Consider the following 16,136-nt stretch of genomic DNA (forward strand, 5'->3'; position numbering starts at 1 on the left):
TGCCTTGTATATTCCGCGAGTTACGCGCATTTTTATGGCCGAGTGGTTAGCATTACTTCTACAGGTTTTTTATGCAATTTTATATACTGAGCCGTCGTTCATGTGTCTCCGATACGGTGTGGTCTAGGTTCCGTACCGTGCGGGCACGGAACACATCGAGCGGACGCGTCTGTTCGTGGAGGATATTATGAAAAGGTTTATTCCCCATCGGGTGATTCACGCGGTGTGTATCGGGCTTGCACTTGTAGGTTGTAGGAAACTCGATTCTCGTGCGGGGGATTTTGAGTTAACGATTATACATATCAACGATCATCATTCGCATTTGGAACCAGAACCCTTAGAGCTTGCAGTGGCAGGGGAAAGACTCAGAGCGGCTGTAGGCGGTTATGCGGCGCTTGTGCACGAGATACAACGGTTGCGTGCGGAGTCGAAGAACGCATTGGTACTGCATGCAGGAGATGCACTCATAGGTACGCTGTATTCTACCCTCTTTAGAGGGCGTGCGGACGCGGTGCTGATGAACCATGCAGGATTTGATTTTTTTACCCTTGGCAATCACGAATTTGATAATGGGAATGAGGGACTCAAAGAATTTCTGCACTATTTGGAAGTGCCAGTTCTCTCTGCAAATGTGGTTCCTAATGCTGCCAGCACGTTGCATGGCTTGTGGAAGCCGAGCGCTATTGTGGAGCGTGCAGGTGAGCGTATTGGGGTTATCGGACTTGATACGGTAAAGAAAACCGTGGAGTCATCCAGTCCCGGTAAGGATATCAATTTTATTGATGAGATAGAGGCGGTGCGTCGTGCAACTGTTGAAATGCAGCAGCAAGGAGTAAATAAAATAATCCTCCTTTCTCATGCAGGTTTTGAGAAGAACTGTGAAATTGCTCAGAACATTTCTGGTATTGACGTCATCGTGTCAGGTGATACCCACTACCTTTTGGGGGATGAATCACTCGGACGGCTAGGTCTTCCGGTAGTTGGTGAATATCCCAGAAAGATTATGTCCCCTGCAGGGGAGCCTGTGTATGTGGTAGAGGCGTGGGAGTATGGTAAGTGTCTGGGCGAGCTGAACGTAGTCTTTGACCGAACAGGAGTAATAACGAGTGCAGTAGGCATGCCGCGTTTTTTGTTACATACGAATACATTGCAAAAAAAAGGAGCGGATAGAAAAAATTATCCTCTTGAGGAGGCAGAGCGTGAAGCGCTGCTTGTGGCACTGAGGATGACGCCAGAGATTATATTTGCGCAGGAGAATGATCAGATTATATCTGTGTTGGAAGAATTTAAAAAGGAAAAGGAGGCGCTTGGTGCGCAGGCAATTGGCGTAATTACCGGTGCCTCAATGCGAGGTGGTTCTGTGCATCGAGTTCCCGATGCACAGAATCCACAGGGTTCGGTTGCAACGCGGTTTGTAGCAGAGACGATGCTCTCAGACATTCAAAGTTTTGGTGCGGGGAAGGTAGATTGCGTAATTCAAAATGCAGGCGGTGCGCGGTCAAATATTCAGCCTGGTGAGATTACGTATAATGACGCATACACGCTCCTCCCCTTTAGTAACACGCTGGTGTTGGTGGACGTCAGCGGTGCAGAGTTGAAACAAATTATAGAGGATGCATTGCAGTTTGCACTTGGTGATGGTTCCACGGGAGCCTTCCCCTATGGGGCGGGTGTCCGGTATGAAGCGCGCCAAGAACCAGATGAACATGGCAAACGAGTGATAAAGCTTGAGGTGCAAAAAAAAGATGGAGCGTGGGTGCCAGTAGATGAGCGCGCGCCGTATCGGTTGGGTGTGAACTCGTACATTGCGCGGGGAAAAGACGGATATAAAACGCTCGGAGAGATTGTCAGTACGCGCGGAGCTGAGGATACGTATCTGCGTGATGCGGAGTCTTTGATTAAGTTTTTGCGTGCGCATAAAAATTTTCGTGCATACACAGATTCCAATGTGATATTCCGTCTTAAATAGTAGGAAGTAACTTACATTAGAGGCCTGTAAAGAACTACGTTCTTTACAGGCTGTGCCAATCTGCTTTTCCGGGAAAGACAAAGGGTATGCCACGTTAGGAGCGGAAAGAAGGGTGCTGCACATAACCTTATCTTTGCGATTGACCGTGGTATACTCCTTGCACCTTATGCAAGAGAAAAAAACGCTTTACCTTCTTGATGCCTACGGACTTATTTATCGGAGTTACCACGCGTTCGCGCGTGCGCCGTTGATTAACGACAGCGGTGCGAATGTTTCTGCCGTATATGGTTTTTTTCGGAGTTTGCACACGCTCCTGTGTCACTATCGACCCCGTTATTTTGTTGCTGTTTTTGATTCTCTCACGCCTACCTTTCGGCACGTACAGTACCCAGCCTATAAGGCAAAAAGGGATAAGACTTCTGCAGAGCTTTATGCGCAAATTCCCCTTATCGAAGAAATCCTGTGTGCACTGGGCATTACAGTTTTGCGTCATGACGGCTTTGAAGCTGACGACCTCATTGCAACCCTAGCAAAACGAGTTGCGGCTGAGCACTGTCATGTTGTGATTATCTCCTCAGATAAAGATGTACTTCAGCTTGTGTGTGATACGGTGCAAGTGCTCAGACTTGACATAGATCATAAGTGGACATGTTGCGACGCTGCGTACGTACAGCAACGGTGGACGGTCATGCCAACACAATTACTTGATTTGTTCTCTCTCATGGGAGATTCCTCCGACAATGTGCCTGGTGTGAGAGGGATTGGTCCTAAGACGGCTGCACATCTTCTCCACTGTTTTGGCACACTTGATGGTATTTATCGTCATACCTATTCCTTAAAAGAAGCGCTGCGCACGAAGATAGTGTGTGGGAAGAAAGATGCATTTTTTTCTCGTTCACTCATTGAGTTGCGTGACGATGTACCATGTGTTTTTTCGCTCGAAGATTCCTGTTGTATTCCGCTCGATGTAACGTCTGCTGCACGTATTTTTGTGCGAGAAGGATTGCATGCGCTTGCACAACAATATCGTGCTTGTGTGCAAGAAATAGATACAGAAGCAACAAACGATACATTACAAATGACAGAGTCTTCTGTGCTCACGTCTGGTCGATGTGCAAATGAGTGTTTCTTATCTCAGGTAGAAGGGAGGGCTAGTACACCGGAGGTGAACTCCGTATTGAAGTCGGAGTTGAAGACGAGTGCTGTGTCTGGCGCCATACCTATAGAAAATAGAGATCTTAGGCAGGATGTTATGCTTGCACGCAGTGCAGGTCATTATCGTGGTGTTACTGACCCTGTAGAACTTAAACGTATTATTGATTGCGCGTGTGCGAATGGTGTGGTCGCGTTTGATTGTGAAACGGATGGATTGCATCCGCACGATACACGTCTGGTCGGATTTTCGATCTGCTTTCAGGAAGCAGAGGCTTTTTATGTTCCTCTTATTGTTCCGGACGTTTCTCTTCATACCGAGTCAACTCAGTGTACATGTGCACGTAGCACTAATGTCGAGACTGAAAAGGAGTGCACAGAACAGCATGGGGTATCTGCATCTGCTGTGCAGGATCCGGCATATGTCCAAGCTGTCATGCACCAGCTTCGACGTCTTTGGAATGATGAGACGCTCACACTTGTTATGCATAATGGAAAGTTTGATTATCACGTTATGCATCGTGCAGGCGTTTTTGAGCACTGTGCATGTAATATTTTCGATACGATGGTTGCAGCTTGGTTGCTGGATCCCGATCGCGGTACATACGGTATGGATGTACTTGCCGCATCATTCTTTCAGATCAGAACGATTACATTTGAAGAAGTGGTAGCAAAAGGGCAAACCTTTGCGCACGTCCCTTATGAGTGTGCAGTCCGCTATGCAGCGGAGGATGCAGATATTACTTTTCGTTTATACCATTATTTAAAACTCCGCTTGGAAACAGCAGGATTGCTTTCTGTGTTTGAGACCATAGAAATGCCGCTTTTGCCTATCCTAGCACGTATGGAAGAAGTGGGGATTTTTTTACGTAAGGATGTTGTGCAGCAGCTCACTCGATCTTTTTCAGATTTGATCCAGCAGTACGAGCACGATATTTTTTCTCTTGCCGGTCATGAATTTAATATTGGTTCTCCGAAGCAACTGCAGACAGTCCTTTTTCAAGAATTACATTTACCGCCCGGTAAAAAGAATACTCAAGGTTATTCTACTGATCATTCTGTATTGAAGAAACTTGCACGTAAGCATCCCATTGCAGAAAAAATATTGCTCTTTAGAGATCTTTCAAAGTTACGTTCGACGTATACCGAATCGCTTGCAAAACTTGCTGATCAAACAGGGCGTGTACATACTAGCTTTGTGCAAATTGGTACCGCAACTGGAAGGCTTTCGAGTAGAAATCCAAATTTACAAAACATTCCCATTAAAAGCACAGAAGGAAGAAAAATAAGGCAGGCGTTTCAAGCTACTGTTGGGCATGAGTTAATTTCGGCAGACTATACACAAATAGAGCTGGTCGTGTTGGCCCATCTATCTCAAGATAGAAATCTTCTCAATGCATTTCGACAGCACATTGATATTCATGCATTGACTGCTGCATATATTTTCAATGTGTCTATAGACGATGTACAACCTGCAATGAGAAGAATCGCAAAAACTATTAACTTTGGAATCGTGTATGGAATGAGCGCTTTTAGATTGAGTGACGAACTTAAAATTTCTCAGAAGGAAGCGCAGAGCTTCATTTACCGTTATTTTGAAACGTACCCGGGGGTGTATGCTTTTAGTACACAGGTTGCAGAGCAGACACGTAAAACCGGCTATGTGACTAGCTTGGCTGGAAGACGACGCTACATCCGTACTATCGATAGTCGCAATACGCTTGAGCGCGCGCGTGCCGAACGTATGGCGTTGAATACTCAAATTCAGAGTTCTGCGGCGGATATTGTGAAAATTGCCATGATAGCAATCCAGCGTGCGTTTGCGCGCCGACCGTTACGTGCACAATTGTTGCTGCAGGTACACGATGAATTGATTTTTGAGGCGCCAGCTGCTGAGACAGCGATAGTGAAAGAAATTCTCTTTGCTGAGATGGAACATGCTGTTGAGCTCTCGATCCCGCTGCGTATACACGTGGAGTCTGGAAATAGTTGGGGTGATTTTCATTAGCATACCCATCTGAGGGATGCAACAGGGCACGTTATGAGGTTACCTCGGCGCGTAGTTCCTTAAAAAATGATGCTACCACGCACAACATAATCAGCGCTAAAGGAAATGCCGCAATGATGGCTAAACTTTTCAGGTGCATGAGTGTGGACTGGGAGAATATGAGAGAAGCGGGAAGGAGAATGCACGCAACCGCCCAAAACGATTTCATTATTTGACGTGGTTCTTCTCCCGGTGCAACGCTTTTTTGCGAATAGGAAGCGATGATGAGCGTTAATGCGTCAAAAGTACTTGCATAAAAGGCGATCATGGTAGCTGCCAACAGCGCCATAACGATGTACGCGCAGGGCAGTGTCTGAATAATTGCGATAATCACCTCAGCGGGTGTATTCCCCGCGCGCAGCAAGTACGCGGCAGGAAGGAGGTGGTGCGTTTGTAAATAGAGCCCGTAGTTCCCTAAGACGATGAAGGAGCCGTACGTACCTGCGATACCCCAGCAGAGCCCTCCGACGATGGTATTCCGGATGGTTCTCCCTTCGGATATCGCGCCGATGAAGAATGGGGTTGCAACAGACCACGTGATCCAATACGCCCAGTAAAAGATAGTCCACCGCTGTGGAAATCCAAGCGTCCCATCCGTTTCCTGTAATGAAATACGAGAAGGATCCATCCACGTTGCCATAAGAAAGAAGTTTTGTAGCATTTTCCCTATCGCGGTGATACCCGTCTCGATAAGATACACGGTTGGTCCTGCACACAAGAAGAAAACAAGAACGGTACTAAAGCAGTACACCGCGGCACGCGAGAGCTTTGAGATCCCCTGGGTACCCAGCAGTACTGCTGTGGTGTACACCAACGCAATAACGCAGAGCAACGCTAAAGCGAGCAGCTGGGTGTTAGAAATACCGAACAAGAGAGAAACCATGAGCGAAAGGAGGGGCGTTGCTAAGGAAAACGTGGTTGCAACGCCTAGAAGCAATCCCACTACAGAACAGATATCGATTGCTTCTCCTATTATTCCGTCTACGTACGCGCCCAGCAGCGGACGACAGGCTTCAGAAATTTTGTGTGTGTGTCGCTTCTTTACATGCAACATGTAGCCGAAGGCCACTGCGAGAAGAACGTAAAAAGACCAAGGTATGATGCCCCAATGGAAAAGGGGATACGCTGCCGCCCATTCTTGTCTTTCCGTGGGAGGGGAGTGTTCTGCTATAAACGGAGCTTGAGTGAAGTAGTGCGCCCATTCGATGAGCGACCAATACAAAATATCCGCCGCCATGGTGGACGTAAAAATCATGGAGCCCCACGTAAAGTTGGAATAGCGTGCGGTGCGCGTAGTACCCAGATACACCGCACCATACCGTGAAAAAGCAATAGTCAGCGTCGTTCCTAAAAAAAACAGTCCGGTAAGGATATAGAAAAAGCCCAGTTTGTTTACCAGTATATTCAAGAGGGTACCGATTACCCGATGAGAAATGTCAGGAAAGGAAATAAATAGGAGTGCGCACGAGATCACGATTCCCAATGGGATGAGAGAGACGCTGAAGTCACATTTTTCTTTCTGCATGATCTGCCCTATGTGTTTTCAGGAGCGTCTGAACTGCTTCGTAATATTCTTTTGCATATCGGTACATTTTCAGTCCATAATCTCCAAACGAGATACCAAGCGCCTGTTTGTAGCTCGTCCACAAAGACCACAAAAATCCCCCAAGAGCAATATAGCAAAAGACGCGCAGGCGCTCTTCTCCGTGCGGATTACGCTGAAAATAACGATACATGAGATCTTCTATCTGGGCGGTGTTAAAGTGGGCATACAAAGAGAACATCGCGATATCCACAAGCGGATCACACATGCCCGCATATTCCCAATCGATGAGCTGGGCACTGCCATCGCAAAGCAGGAAGTTATCTGGGGTTAGATCGACATGCGTAAGTACGCACGGTTTGTCCACTGAATCGACAATAGCCAAGAGTGTATTCATTTTTTCTCTCACTGAACGATAGTCAGCGTAAAGAATACTGTACTGGTCGAGGGCAAGCTTTTCGTAATACGCAATACGCGATCTGAAGTCGAACCTATGGGCAACACAAATACCTGATTGATGGAGTTTGCGCGCAATCCTCATGCACAAGTCAAGGTCTGCCGGATCACTAGGGTTTGCACTGCGGCAGTCTTTGTGGAAGACGGTGATTTTAATACCACGGGCAGGCTCAAGGTGAACGAGAGTGTCACAAATATTAAGGGGCTTAATTGCTTCATACACGGCAGCTTCTTGGAAGCGATTGACAAGGAGTTCGGTACCCTCTCCAGGAATTCTGAATAGGTACGGCTTATCATTCAGCTCAAAGATAAAAGATTTGTTCGTCATTCCTGCTTTAAGTGGACGCAGCTTACCGATTGTCATTTCGGGTTGGTTGAAAACATGGGAAATGACGCGCATCCACTCGTTATCGCTCGAAACCATGTACGCAAAATCAAACTTGCGCAGCTCATCGAGCGACTCAAATTCGTAGATAAGGTTGTCAGCCTGTTTGTTGGCAAACATGGTAAGGGATTTTGTATTGCGCATAAAGACGTCTTCCCAGAACCACGCGCGGTTTTCTGGGCGCATGTAGGCAGCTTCGATGAGGGGGATGATCTTTTTAGAAAACGATGCAGAAAAGTAAGCTGGACCGTACATGATCCACCCACTTCTGCCACCAATTTTCACGGCGGTAATTTTGTCGTACAATCCGGTTTTTAACACCCATTCCTTTGTTTTCCCTTGTGTCTTGACAGCCGTATACCAGGAATCCCACTCATGGGAGTGATAAATGTTTTCGCGTAGCCAGTTATCGCTTGAGAGTATGTAGGTATTTCGAAGTAAATGACGGGCGTGGTAGAGGGTGGATAGGTTGTTGGCAGTTTCATAGTCAGGGTTATAGGTGAGCGTCACGTCATGCTTGTCGACGAGGTACTCAAAGGCCTCTTTGAGGTAGCCGACGACGACCGTGATGTCAGTAATGCCGACTTCGTGTAACTGACGAATTTGACGCTCAATCATGGGCTCACCAAAGACTTTCAGCAGGCCCTTTGGAGTAGCGTATGTAAGAGGCACGCAACGGGAGCCAAAGCCTGCAGCCATTATTACCGCATTATGAACCCGGCAAGACTGATACTGACTATGTGCAAGGGGGGTGAGAGAACGCGTCCGCGCACCAAAGGTCCCGTGGGTTTCAAGGAGTCCTGCAGACTCCATAGCGTGTAGAAGGCGATTGGTGTAAGCCAAGGACAGGCGCAACGCCTTGGCGATGTCACGCTGGCAAAGCCGAGGCGCATCGCGCAAAAGCTGAAAAATCTGGAAAAAACGACGCCCCACACTGAGGAAGTGTACGGGCGTGTTCGCCCGCCGTCAAGCACGCAAAAAACAGGGGAAAAAGCACCCCCCCCCCTGCTCGCTTCCTGCACACAGCTGTGAGGAGCGCATCCTTCGCTCTCCTAGATAATATTTTTCATCACAATCGGCTGTCCTGTTGCATCAAGGGCGTCGCGCCACAACGATCCTTCAGGATTTACGTGTTTGCGTTGGCACACCACCACATCGATTGGGAGGTGTACAAACTTATTGTGCACCAAGCCAATGATCATTTTCGTTTTACCGCACATCGCCGCATGCACCGCATTGTTACCGAGGCGTTCGCAGTAAATCGAATCTATGGGCGCAGCAACCGCGGAACGAATCAAGTAGCTCGGATCGATGTACTTTAAATTGATGTGTATACGCTTTTCTTTGAAATAGACTCCAATCTTTTCTTTTAAGAACAAACCGATATCCGCAAGGCGCTTGTTACCCGACGCATCCGTGCCGCTGCTCACGCGCAAACTACCTCCTTGGGAATCACCGGAGGGCACACCGTCCGCATTTACCATTAGGTCTTGCCCCGCACCTTCTGCTACAACGAGCACCGCATGCTTACGTAGCGCGATTCGCTTCTCTAGGTGAGCCAAAAGCCCATTTGGACCGTCAAGGTCAAAGCTCACTTCAGGGATGAGTACGAAGTTTGTCTCATGGCTCGCAATCGCCGTGTACGTAGCGATGAATCCAGACTCACGCCCCATGAGTTTGACCAGTCCAATGCCGTTAATCTGTGAACGAGCCTCCATGTGCGCTGCGGCAACTGCCTCTGTTGCTTTGACAATAGCAGTATCGAAGCCAAATGACTTTTGAACAAAAGAGATGTCGTTGTCCACCGTTTTGGGAATGCCGATGATGGAAATCTTAAGGTTGCGGTGTTTTATTTCGTCGGCAATCTCTTTTGCTCCCTTCTGACTCCCATCCCCCCCAATGATAAAGAGAATGTGCAGGTTGAGCCGCTCGATACCATCGACGATGTCAACCACACGGTTCCCCCCACCGCGCGAGGTGCCTAGCAGCGAACCACCTGTTTTGTGGCAGTTATCGATGACCTCAGGGGTGAGCGGCAGGATATCGAAGTTGTAATCGGGCAAGAGGCCCTTATAGCCAAAGCGGATACCACTAATGCGCTTAACGCCATAGCGGCCCCAAAGGCAGCGGACGATGGCGCGAATGACATCGTTGAGGCCGGGACAGAGCCCTCCACAGGTGACAATACCTGCATGAACGTGATGCGGGTTGAAGAAAATCTTCTGGCGCGGGCCCGCACGCTCCATCAAGTTTTTATGAGTAAAGGGCCCTACCGTCTCCCCCAGACGCGCACTCAGTTCATGGCTGATGTACTCATTGTCACTGACGTAGTTAGGAATGAAGTCGCCAAGGGTGTGAGACAGGTAGATGGGAGAGGGAATTTTGCTTTCCCCCAATGACTCTATAGAAAAATCGTACTCTTTAGGAAGATGTGCCATGGGGTCCTCCGCGTACCGCGTGCGTAGAGACTCCCTCAGGCTAACGCAATGGGGTGAAAGATGCAATATGAATTAAAGATGCGAAGATGCCCTGGGTGTTTTCATTGAGCGTTCATTTCGTTTTGCCTTTGTACGGAGTAGGGAGACTGCTGACTCCGGCGTATTTCGTATAACAGAATACCTGCGGCAACCGACACGTTCAGACTGTCTACATTCCCCTGCGTTGGGATAGAGATGAGTGCGTCGCAGTGCGTGCGCAGCAACGGCGAAACGCCGTGCCCCTCGTTGCCTAACACAAGCGCTGTCTTAGGAGGAAAAGTACGGGCGCCTATTGCTTCTCCTGCTACATCAGCACCGTATAGCCAGAATCCTGAACGCTTGAGGATACCTGCAGTGCGCACTAGGTTGCGTACACGCACAAGCGGTACCCATGCAACGGCGCCTGCGCTCACTCGCGTGATAGTTTCTGTACCTCCTGCCCCATGATGGTGCGGCAGGAGCACTGCATCGACAGAAAATTGGTCTGCACTGCGTACAATTGCCCCAACGTTGTGGGGATCAGTAATTGCGTCTAAGACGAGCACAAGCGCGTGCGTGTGCGTTGCCAGTGCATGTAACAACGTTCGTTCCTGCGAGCTGTCCACAGCGGGTCGTTTTTTTCTTGTATGAGAACCCTGCGGCGTTGCGCTCGGTGAACTTAGAACAGCAAGGATACCGCGGTGATCGCGCAGCGCAGGGGGTAAACTACGCGCTAGCTTATCAAGCACAGCACACGTTGTGTGCGTGATCCGTATCCCCCGTGCCGCGGCCATACCAAGGAGTCGTTTGATGCGCGCATTTTCCGCTGCATAATAGAGCGTGAGCACACGCACGCAGCTTTGTTGCGTCTTGCTGTTTTTTCCTCCCGCGTGTAACCCTTCTAGCGCAGCAGGCTGCGCGCGCAGAAACTCTTCGATGGCGCGTAATCCTGAAATAACCATACGGAGTAAGTGTTCTCCTCCTTGTATCGCAGCCAGGCGCGCTTTGCAATAGCGCTACTGACTGGAAGGAGCGACTGCACAATTGTATCGGCAATGTGCAGTTGTGTGTCTTTGCCGGAATGCGCGTGTGCTGTGGGGCTGCTGATGGCAGCTGCCAGTCTGCGTCGGTCAAGTGGAGGTACCGGGTAAGTTTTTGATCTGAGTGAGTGTTCGTTATCTGCTTGACAGAAAATACGTGTCGTACTAGCCTGGGCCTCCCTCCCTGGTTGTGTAATGGTAGCACCGCAGATTCTGGTTCTGTGTGTGGGGGTTCGAGTCCTCCCTAGGGAAAGCGCGTGTGGTCCCTTCGTCTATCGGTTAGGACATGAGATTTTCAATCTCAGAAGACGGGTTCAATTCCCGTAGGGACTATTCTTTTCTCTATTTAAAAAGGGGAGGAGCGCGTGTGGTCCCTTCGTCTATCGGTTAGGACATGAGATTCTCAATCTCAAAAGACGGGTTCAATTCCCGTAGGGACTATTGGGGTGTGTATTCCCCTGAGTGCGTGGCTATGGTGACGCTATGAACGAACAGCTCTCAACATTTGATAAATTGGTGGAAACGCTCTCCACTGAGGACGCGCAGCGTATGCTTGCCGGTATCGGGAAAGCACTGCGTACTAGTGAAGCTAACGCGGAGACTCCCGCGAAAGTCAAGAAAAAGCGCGCCTTTGCTCGCTGGGATACCAGAGAGGATAGCTTGGCGGGCGAAACCTTTTTTTTCCGCTTCTGGATTGGGGTAAAGTCCTTTTTTCGGTCTTCGTCGGTGGAAGCGTTGTACGAGGAAACACTTCTCCAGCGTCTGGGCAATGATCTTAAGGCGCATTACGCGCAGTACATTGACGTAAAGGAAAAAACCTTCACAAAGGTTTTTTACGACAAGATGGGCGAGTTGCGCAAAACACAGGTATTTTTTGATTCATTGCTCGCCTGCTACAATAGCGATAAGGGGGACTTCTACCTCCTGTTGAGCTCTTTTATCACTCCCGTTGTGTATGAGCAGCTGATGGCGTGCAGCGATCCGTTTGCTGCGCAGGGAGATGGTACTCCTTCTGGTTTGCGTGCGTCCCTCCTTAAAAGAATGGACGTCGCCCTTGCCACCCTGAGTGGTCCTCATAAAACTGAGTTGTATCAGGCGGCGCGCGCTATCGAGTGGATGAAGGTTTTTTGTGAAGTGCCTGTCGATCGTATTCTGCTGCGTTTTACCGTCATCTCCCCGGCGAGTGCCGTGTGTCCCATTACTATTTTGCAATCTGAATTGGAAAAGCTTGCGTGTGTTATCCATGACAGCAAGCATATTCCCGACGCGGTATTGCAGGGGCTTTTTGTGCTGAAGAGTAAAACATCGCTGCATGACGCGCAGGTGGATAACGCTGCGCACGCTGCTGCCTTTCTTAAGGAGGCGAGTGCAGCGCTCGTTGTTATCAAGGATTTATCGCACAGCATTCCTATTGAGGATTTTGTCCGTTTTGCAGGTAGGAACATTCGTTGGCAACCTCGGGCAATTGCCGGTGGTGAGGATTGGTTTGTCCTTTTTAAGAAAGCGTGGAAAAAACGTTTCAATGAAAAATGGGCGCTGTGGTCTACCGCACAGAAGCGTTTAGTGCTTAAGGAGCAAATGCTTTCTCTTCTCGGAAGGGAGCAGTTCTCAGAGTTGACTCATCGGCCATGGGAAGGGTTTTGGTATCAGCTTGTGTTTAGGCGAGAGATGTCTTTTGTCTTTTTAAAAAATTTGTTCGAAGGTGCGTATGCGCGCGTCGTTTCACCGCCGCTGAACGTTATTCTTGCTGAGGGCAGTTTCTATCGTCGAGATGAGTTGATAGAGTACACTGACGCGGTAAATGTACTGGAGCAGATGGGAGCAAAGATTAGGAATTTCGAGGTAAGACTTTCGCCGGTGGGGGAATGGGGAGTCGCCTTTAGTGCCCAGCGTAAAGAGCACACAGTTACCATGAAAAGTAAGGGTATTCTGGAAGCTCTGATAAAGGTAATTGACTCTGAGGCGACTGTCTTGCTTGATGCAACCTTAAAGGCATTTCATTGCATTGGCGCTATGTTGGCGAGTATGATCGGGGCGTCGAAAACAAGTGCCTACGCAACGCTTACCAATTGGTCTGATATCCGTGGGAGCGACAATGCTAGCTTCCGTGAGCAGGCTTCTCAGGCGAGAGCGTATGTGCAAACGGCGTCGCGTGCGCTAGTAGAAATGGAGAACCTAGAAACTACGCACCTGTGAGCGTTTCGCTCCTTTTCTGTATTCCTTTCGTGGGATTGGTTTGCAGGGCACGTGGTGATATGCAGCAGCTTGTTCAACAGCAGCGGTTAGTTCTCAATCAGCGGTTGGTGCACGGGCTTTGTTTACTGCAGCTTTCTCGGGGGGATTTGAAGACCGAGGTTCTCCGTGCCGTGCAACGCAATCCCCTTTTAGAAATACGTCCTTCGTCCGCTCGTCGCACTGGGAAGGCTTGTTACCTGTCGCTCGGTGATAGACGTGAGCGCATGCGCGCACGTGATCGCTTTCAGCAATTGCTGGAAAATCAGCCCGATAAGCAGGTTGACAATATCCGAGCTGTATTGCGTGAACAAGTTTTTTATCAAAAACACGAAGCGATTGTGCTCGATTTGGCGTGCGCGTTTATCCAGATGTTAGATGATCACGGTTTTTTTTCCATATCTCCTGCGATCTTTCAGAACATGTGTGGTAGTATGCCCACAGCCCTTCAAGAAAAAATACCGCAGGCAATAGCGCTCATTCAAAGACTTGAGCCACAAGGGTGTGCTGTTTTTAATTTTAAAGAATCATTGGCAGTCCAAGCGCGGCTGCGCTTTGAGCGTTTCTCTGATCCCTTGTATCGATGTGTTATCAATCTACTAACACACCACAGCGAATTGCTTTTCTGCTCTGACAATATGTGTGATGGACGCGTATCCGTGCACGCGCTGACGACACAGATTAATAGTATGGGGCTTTGTGTGCAGAAGGTTTCGTCAAATGACGTGAAAGATATTTTGCTCCTCATTAAGGAACTACATCCCTTTCCAGGTAAGTGTGTGTCGAACGCTCAGCGGGCTGACACGAACATGTTGCTTGAACCAGATGTATTGATTACAAAAACTGCGCACGGGTTTGTTACACAGATTAACTGCACGGGCATCCCAACTGTGGTTTTCCGAAACGATTACTGCATGCATTCAAAAGCGGCAGAAAAAAACCACGCGTTGAAAGCATGCATGCACGACGCGCTCAGTCTTGTAAGTATGCTCTCATACCGGGAACGTACCTTGCTGGATATCGCGAAAACAATAGTTCACTACCAATGCGGTTTCTTTGATCACGGACCTGCGAAGCTCACGCCCCTGAGAATGACAGATGTTGCACACAGGACCGGATTGAGCGTTTCAACAGTGTCCCGCATAGTGCGCGACAAATGGCTCCAGTACGGATCGCAACACTTTTCCTTAAGGTACTTTTTCTCCCCTCGGGTTTTATCCACCGAAGAATATCGTGATCGGTCCAGTCTTGGACAGAATTACCCGAGTTCTCCGCACTCAAAAGTATCAGTTAAGTACCGGATATCACGTCTCATACAAGAGGTACGAACGCAGCGTATATCCCTTTCCGACCGAAGGATAGCCCAGTTGCTCGGTGAGCAGGGCATCAAGTGCGCAAGACGTACCGTAAATAAGTACCGATCAGAATTGCGCACTTGTTCTTCTTCTTAATTTTTAAGATACAGAGGGGTGTCCGCCAGCGCTCCCATCGGATCCCAAGGTTCGAGCGCTATTATTGGCTTCTCTAGCGCATCGAGCCACACCTGTGGTACGAACTTCTTGTCGATCGTAATTTGGTAGAGATATTCGTCAAACCAGCGATCGCTCATAGAGAACATGCCCTTTTTTCCTGTGTCATCTCCCCACGAATTTTCTACCTGCCAGCGTACGGGGTTACCTTGTGCATCCTCGTCAAAACCGGTTATGACCATCGCGTGTGTTAAAAGACTTTCGCCATAGTCAAGCCGTTCTGCTTTATTGAATTCAGGGGTAGTGCCGAGCATCGACTCGTACCCGAATATCTCCGTATCCATGATACCATCTTTGCGCGTCATCATTTGACCTACATCACAACCAAACCATACCGGCTCCCCGGCTCGGATTGCAGAAGCTGTAGCTTCTTTGAGCACTTCAATGGGAGTATTGACATAGCAGATGCACGGGGCTTCCTTTACGGTGCCTAGAAATTTAACCGTGTATGCTCTGCCAAACGGTTTATCCGCAGTTGGCGCGTGAATCAAACTCACTTTGTTTTTAAGATCCCATCCGACGAAATCGCAAAAAAACTTCTGCGGCGTAAGGTCTCTGACTTTGTGAAATTTTTTTTCCTTATCCTTGTACACAAAGTCGAATTTCTCCGGAGGTCTCCCGAGAGCCTTCACGAGGATAGAGTAGATGGAAGAAAGGAACGCTTCCTTTTTCTCCCTCAGGGTATGCAGCGCAACGCCTTCTTCATGCGCAGAACGTAAAAGCTGTGCATGCTTCCTCAGCCGACGAGTGAGGACTGCAAGAAGAACGCGTGAGTTGGAAGAGTGAAAAGTTTCAGGCATACATTCTTTGGGCACAAGACCGTATTTTTCTAATAACCCTGAAAACATATCCCATTGCCCGCCATCTTGGACGGGATTTGCAAGCAGGTGTGCCATCAACCGACTGGTGAGAGGTTCATCAAGTGTTTCTAGGATATTTTCTAAAAAGAAATTTGCTTTCTCCAATTTATCCCAAAAGAAAAGATAGTTTTGGGAAAACTCAACTGTTTCAATGTCCAACTTTTTCATGGTGTTTACACGCGCGGCGTTGAGCGCAGCAAATATCCAGCAGCGACCACTCATTTTTTGATTGGTCATTTCTCCACGTTTTGTCTCGGTAGAAAAAATATGTGTGTGCTGACGCGCCACTTCTGTGTTCAGTGCAGCTTCTTCAAGACCGACGCGCGCAACAGCTCCTGCGACCGCTTTGTGTATAGGATCTGCGGCGACTTCGTGCGCAAACGTATCGAGTAGTTCCTTTGTAAGATACATCATGCCTCCTGTGTTTTTATACTGAGTGAGAATTTTTATTCTGTCTACAACGAAGT

At 48.6% G+C, this 16,136-nt stretch carries 9 protein-coding genes and 3 tRNA genes; 7 read left to right on the plus strand and 5 right to left on the minus strand.

Translation table 11 applies throughout. The annotated features are described in order from the left end of the window. Positions 1 to 187 precede the first annotated feature (187 nt). Both nadN and polA read left to right on the plus strand, forming a co-directional pair. The gene (gene nadN, locus TPANIC_RS00510; protein WP_010881553.1) at positions 188 to 1,969 is read left to right on the plus strand and encodes an NAD nucleotidase; all 1,782 of its coding nucleotides are present in this window, start codon (positions 188 to 190) and stop codon (positions 1,967 to 1,969) included. Positions 1,970 to 2,135: 166 nt separating this feature from the next. Then, positions 2,136 to 5,129 (plus strand): DNA polymerase I, encoded by a 2,994-nt coding sequence (gene polA, locus TPANIC_RS00515; protein WP_010881554.1) that lies wholly within the window; start codon positions 2,136 to 2,138, stop codon positions 5,127 to 5,129. A 31-nt stretch (positions 5,130 to 5,160) separates the two neighbouring features. On the opposite strand, the gene TPANIC_RS00520 is transcribed toward polA, so the two are convergent. The 4 genes from TPANIC_RS00520 to rlmB all read right to left on the minus strand — a co-directional run bounded on the left by TPANIC_RS00520 (position 5,161) and on the right by rlmB (position 10,970). Further along, positions 5,161 to 6,693, minus strand: coding sequence for a BCCT family transporter (locus TPANIC_RS00520; protein ID WP_013944811.1), 1,533 nt, complete (start codon positions 6,691 to 6,693; stop codon positions 5,161 to 5,163). After that, positions 6,674 to 8,485 carry a phosphotransferase gene (locus TPANIC_RS00525; protein ID WP_014505410.1) on the minus strand — a complete coding sequence of 604 codons (1,812 nt, stop codon included), beginning with the start codon at positions 8,483 to 8,485 and terminating at the stop codon, positions 6,674 to 6,676. Before TPANIC_RS00525 ends, TPANIC_RS00520 begins: the two co-directional genes overlap by 20 nt. A 119-nt stretch (positions 8,486 to 8,604) precedes the next feature. Beyond that, on the minus strand, positions 8,605 to 9,990 hold the full coding sequence (locus tag TPANIC_RS00530) for an ATP-dependent 6-phosphofructokinase (RefSeq protein WP_010881557.1): 1,386 nt from the start codon (positions 9,988 to 9,990) through the stop codon (positions 8,605 to 8,607). Positions 9,991 to 10,091: 101 nt separating this feature from the next. Beyond that, positions 10,092 to 10,970, minus strand: coding sequence for a 23S rRNA (guanosine(2251)-2'-O)-methyltransferase RlmB (rlmB, locus tag TPANIC_RS00535; protein WP_010881558.1), 879 nt, complete (start codon positions 10,968 to 10,970; stop codon positions 10,092 to 10,094). 259 nt (positions 10,971 to 11,229) lie between these two features. On the opposite strand from rlmB, the gene TPANIC_RS00540 reads away from it, so the two are divergent. From TPANIC_RS00540 to rpoN, 5 genes are all read left to right on the plus strand, one after another. Further along, positions 11,230 to 11,300, plus strand: a tRNA-Gln gene (locus TPANIC_RS00540). 9 nt (positions 11,301 to 11,309) lie between these two features. Next, a tRNA-Glu gene (locus TPANIC_RS00545) sits at positions 11,310 to 11,381 on the plus strand. Between the two features lie 36 nt (positions 11,382 to 11,417). Then, positions 11,418 to 11,489: transfer RNA gene (locus TPANIC_RS00550), tRNA-Glu, on the plus strand. 21 nt (positions 11,490 to 11,510) lie between these two features. Beyond that, positions 11,511 to 13,244, plus strand: a complete 1,734-nt coding sequence (locus tag TPANIC_RS00555) for a DUF5312 domain-containing protein (protein WP_010881559.1) — start codon at positions 11,511 to 11,513, stop codon at positions 13,242 to 13,244. A 59-nt stretch (positions 13,245 to 13,303) separates the two neighbouring features. Continuing rightward, complete coding sequence (rpoN, locus tag TPANIC_RS00560; RefSeq protein ID WP_010881560.1) at positions 13,304 to 14,731, plus strand: RNA polymerase factor sigma-54; 1,428 nt, start codon at positions 13,304 to 13,306, stop codon at positions 14,729 to 14,731. Here the strand turns inward: rpoN and TPANIC_RS00565 are convergent. Next, entirely contained in the window at positions 14,728 to 16,080 is a 1,353-nt protein-coding gene (locus tag TPANIC_RS00565; RefSeq protein WP_010881561.1) for a C1 family peptidase, read from the minus strand. The two genes, rpoN and TPANIC_RS00565, sit on opposite strands and share 4 nt — an antisense overlap. Positions 16,081 to 16,136 lie beyond the last annotated feature (56 nt).

Source organism: Treponema pallidum subsp. pallidum str. Nichols, from assembly GCF_000410535.2.
GTDB lineage: Bacteria > Spirochaetota > Spirochaetia > Treponematales > Treponemataceae > Treponema > Treponema pallidum.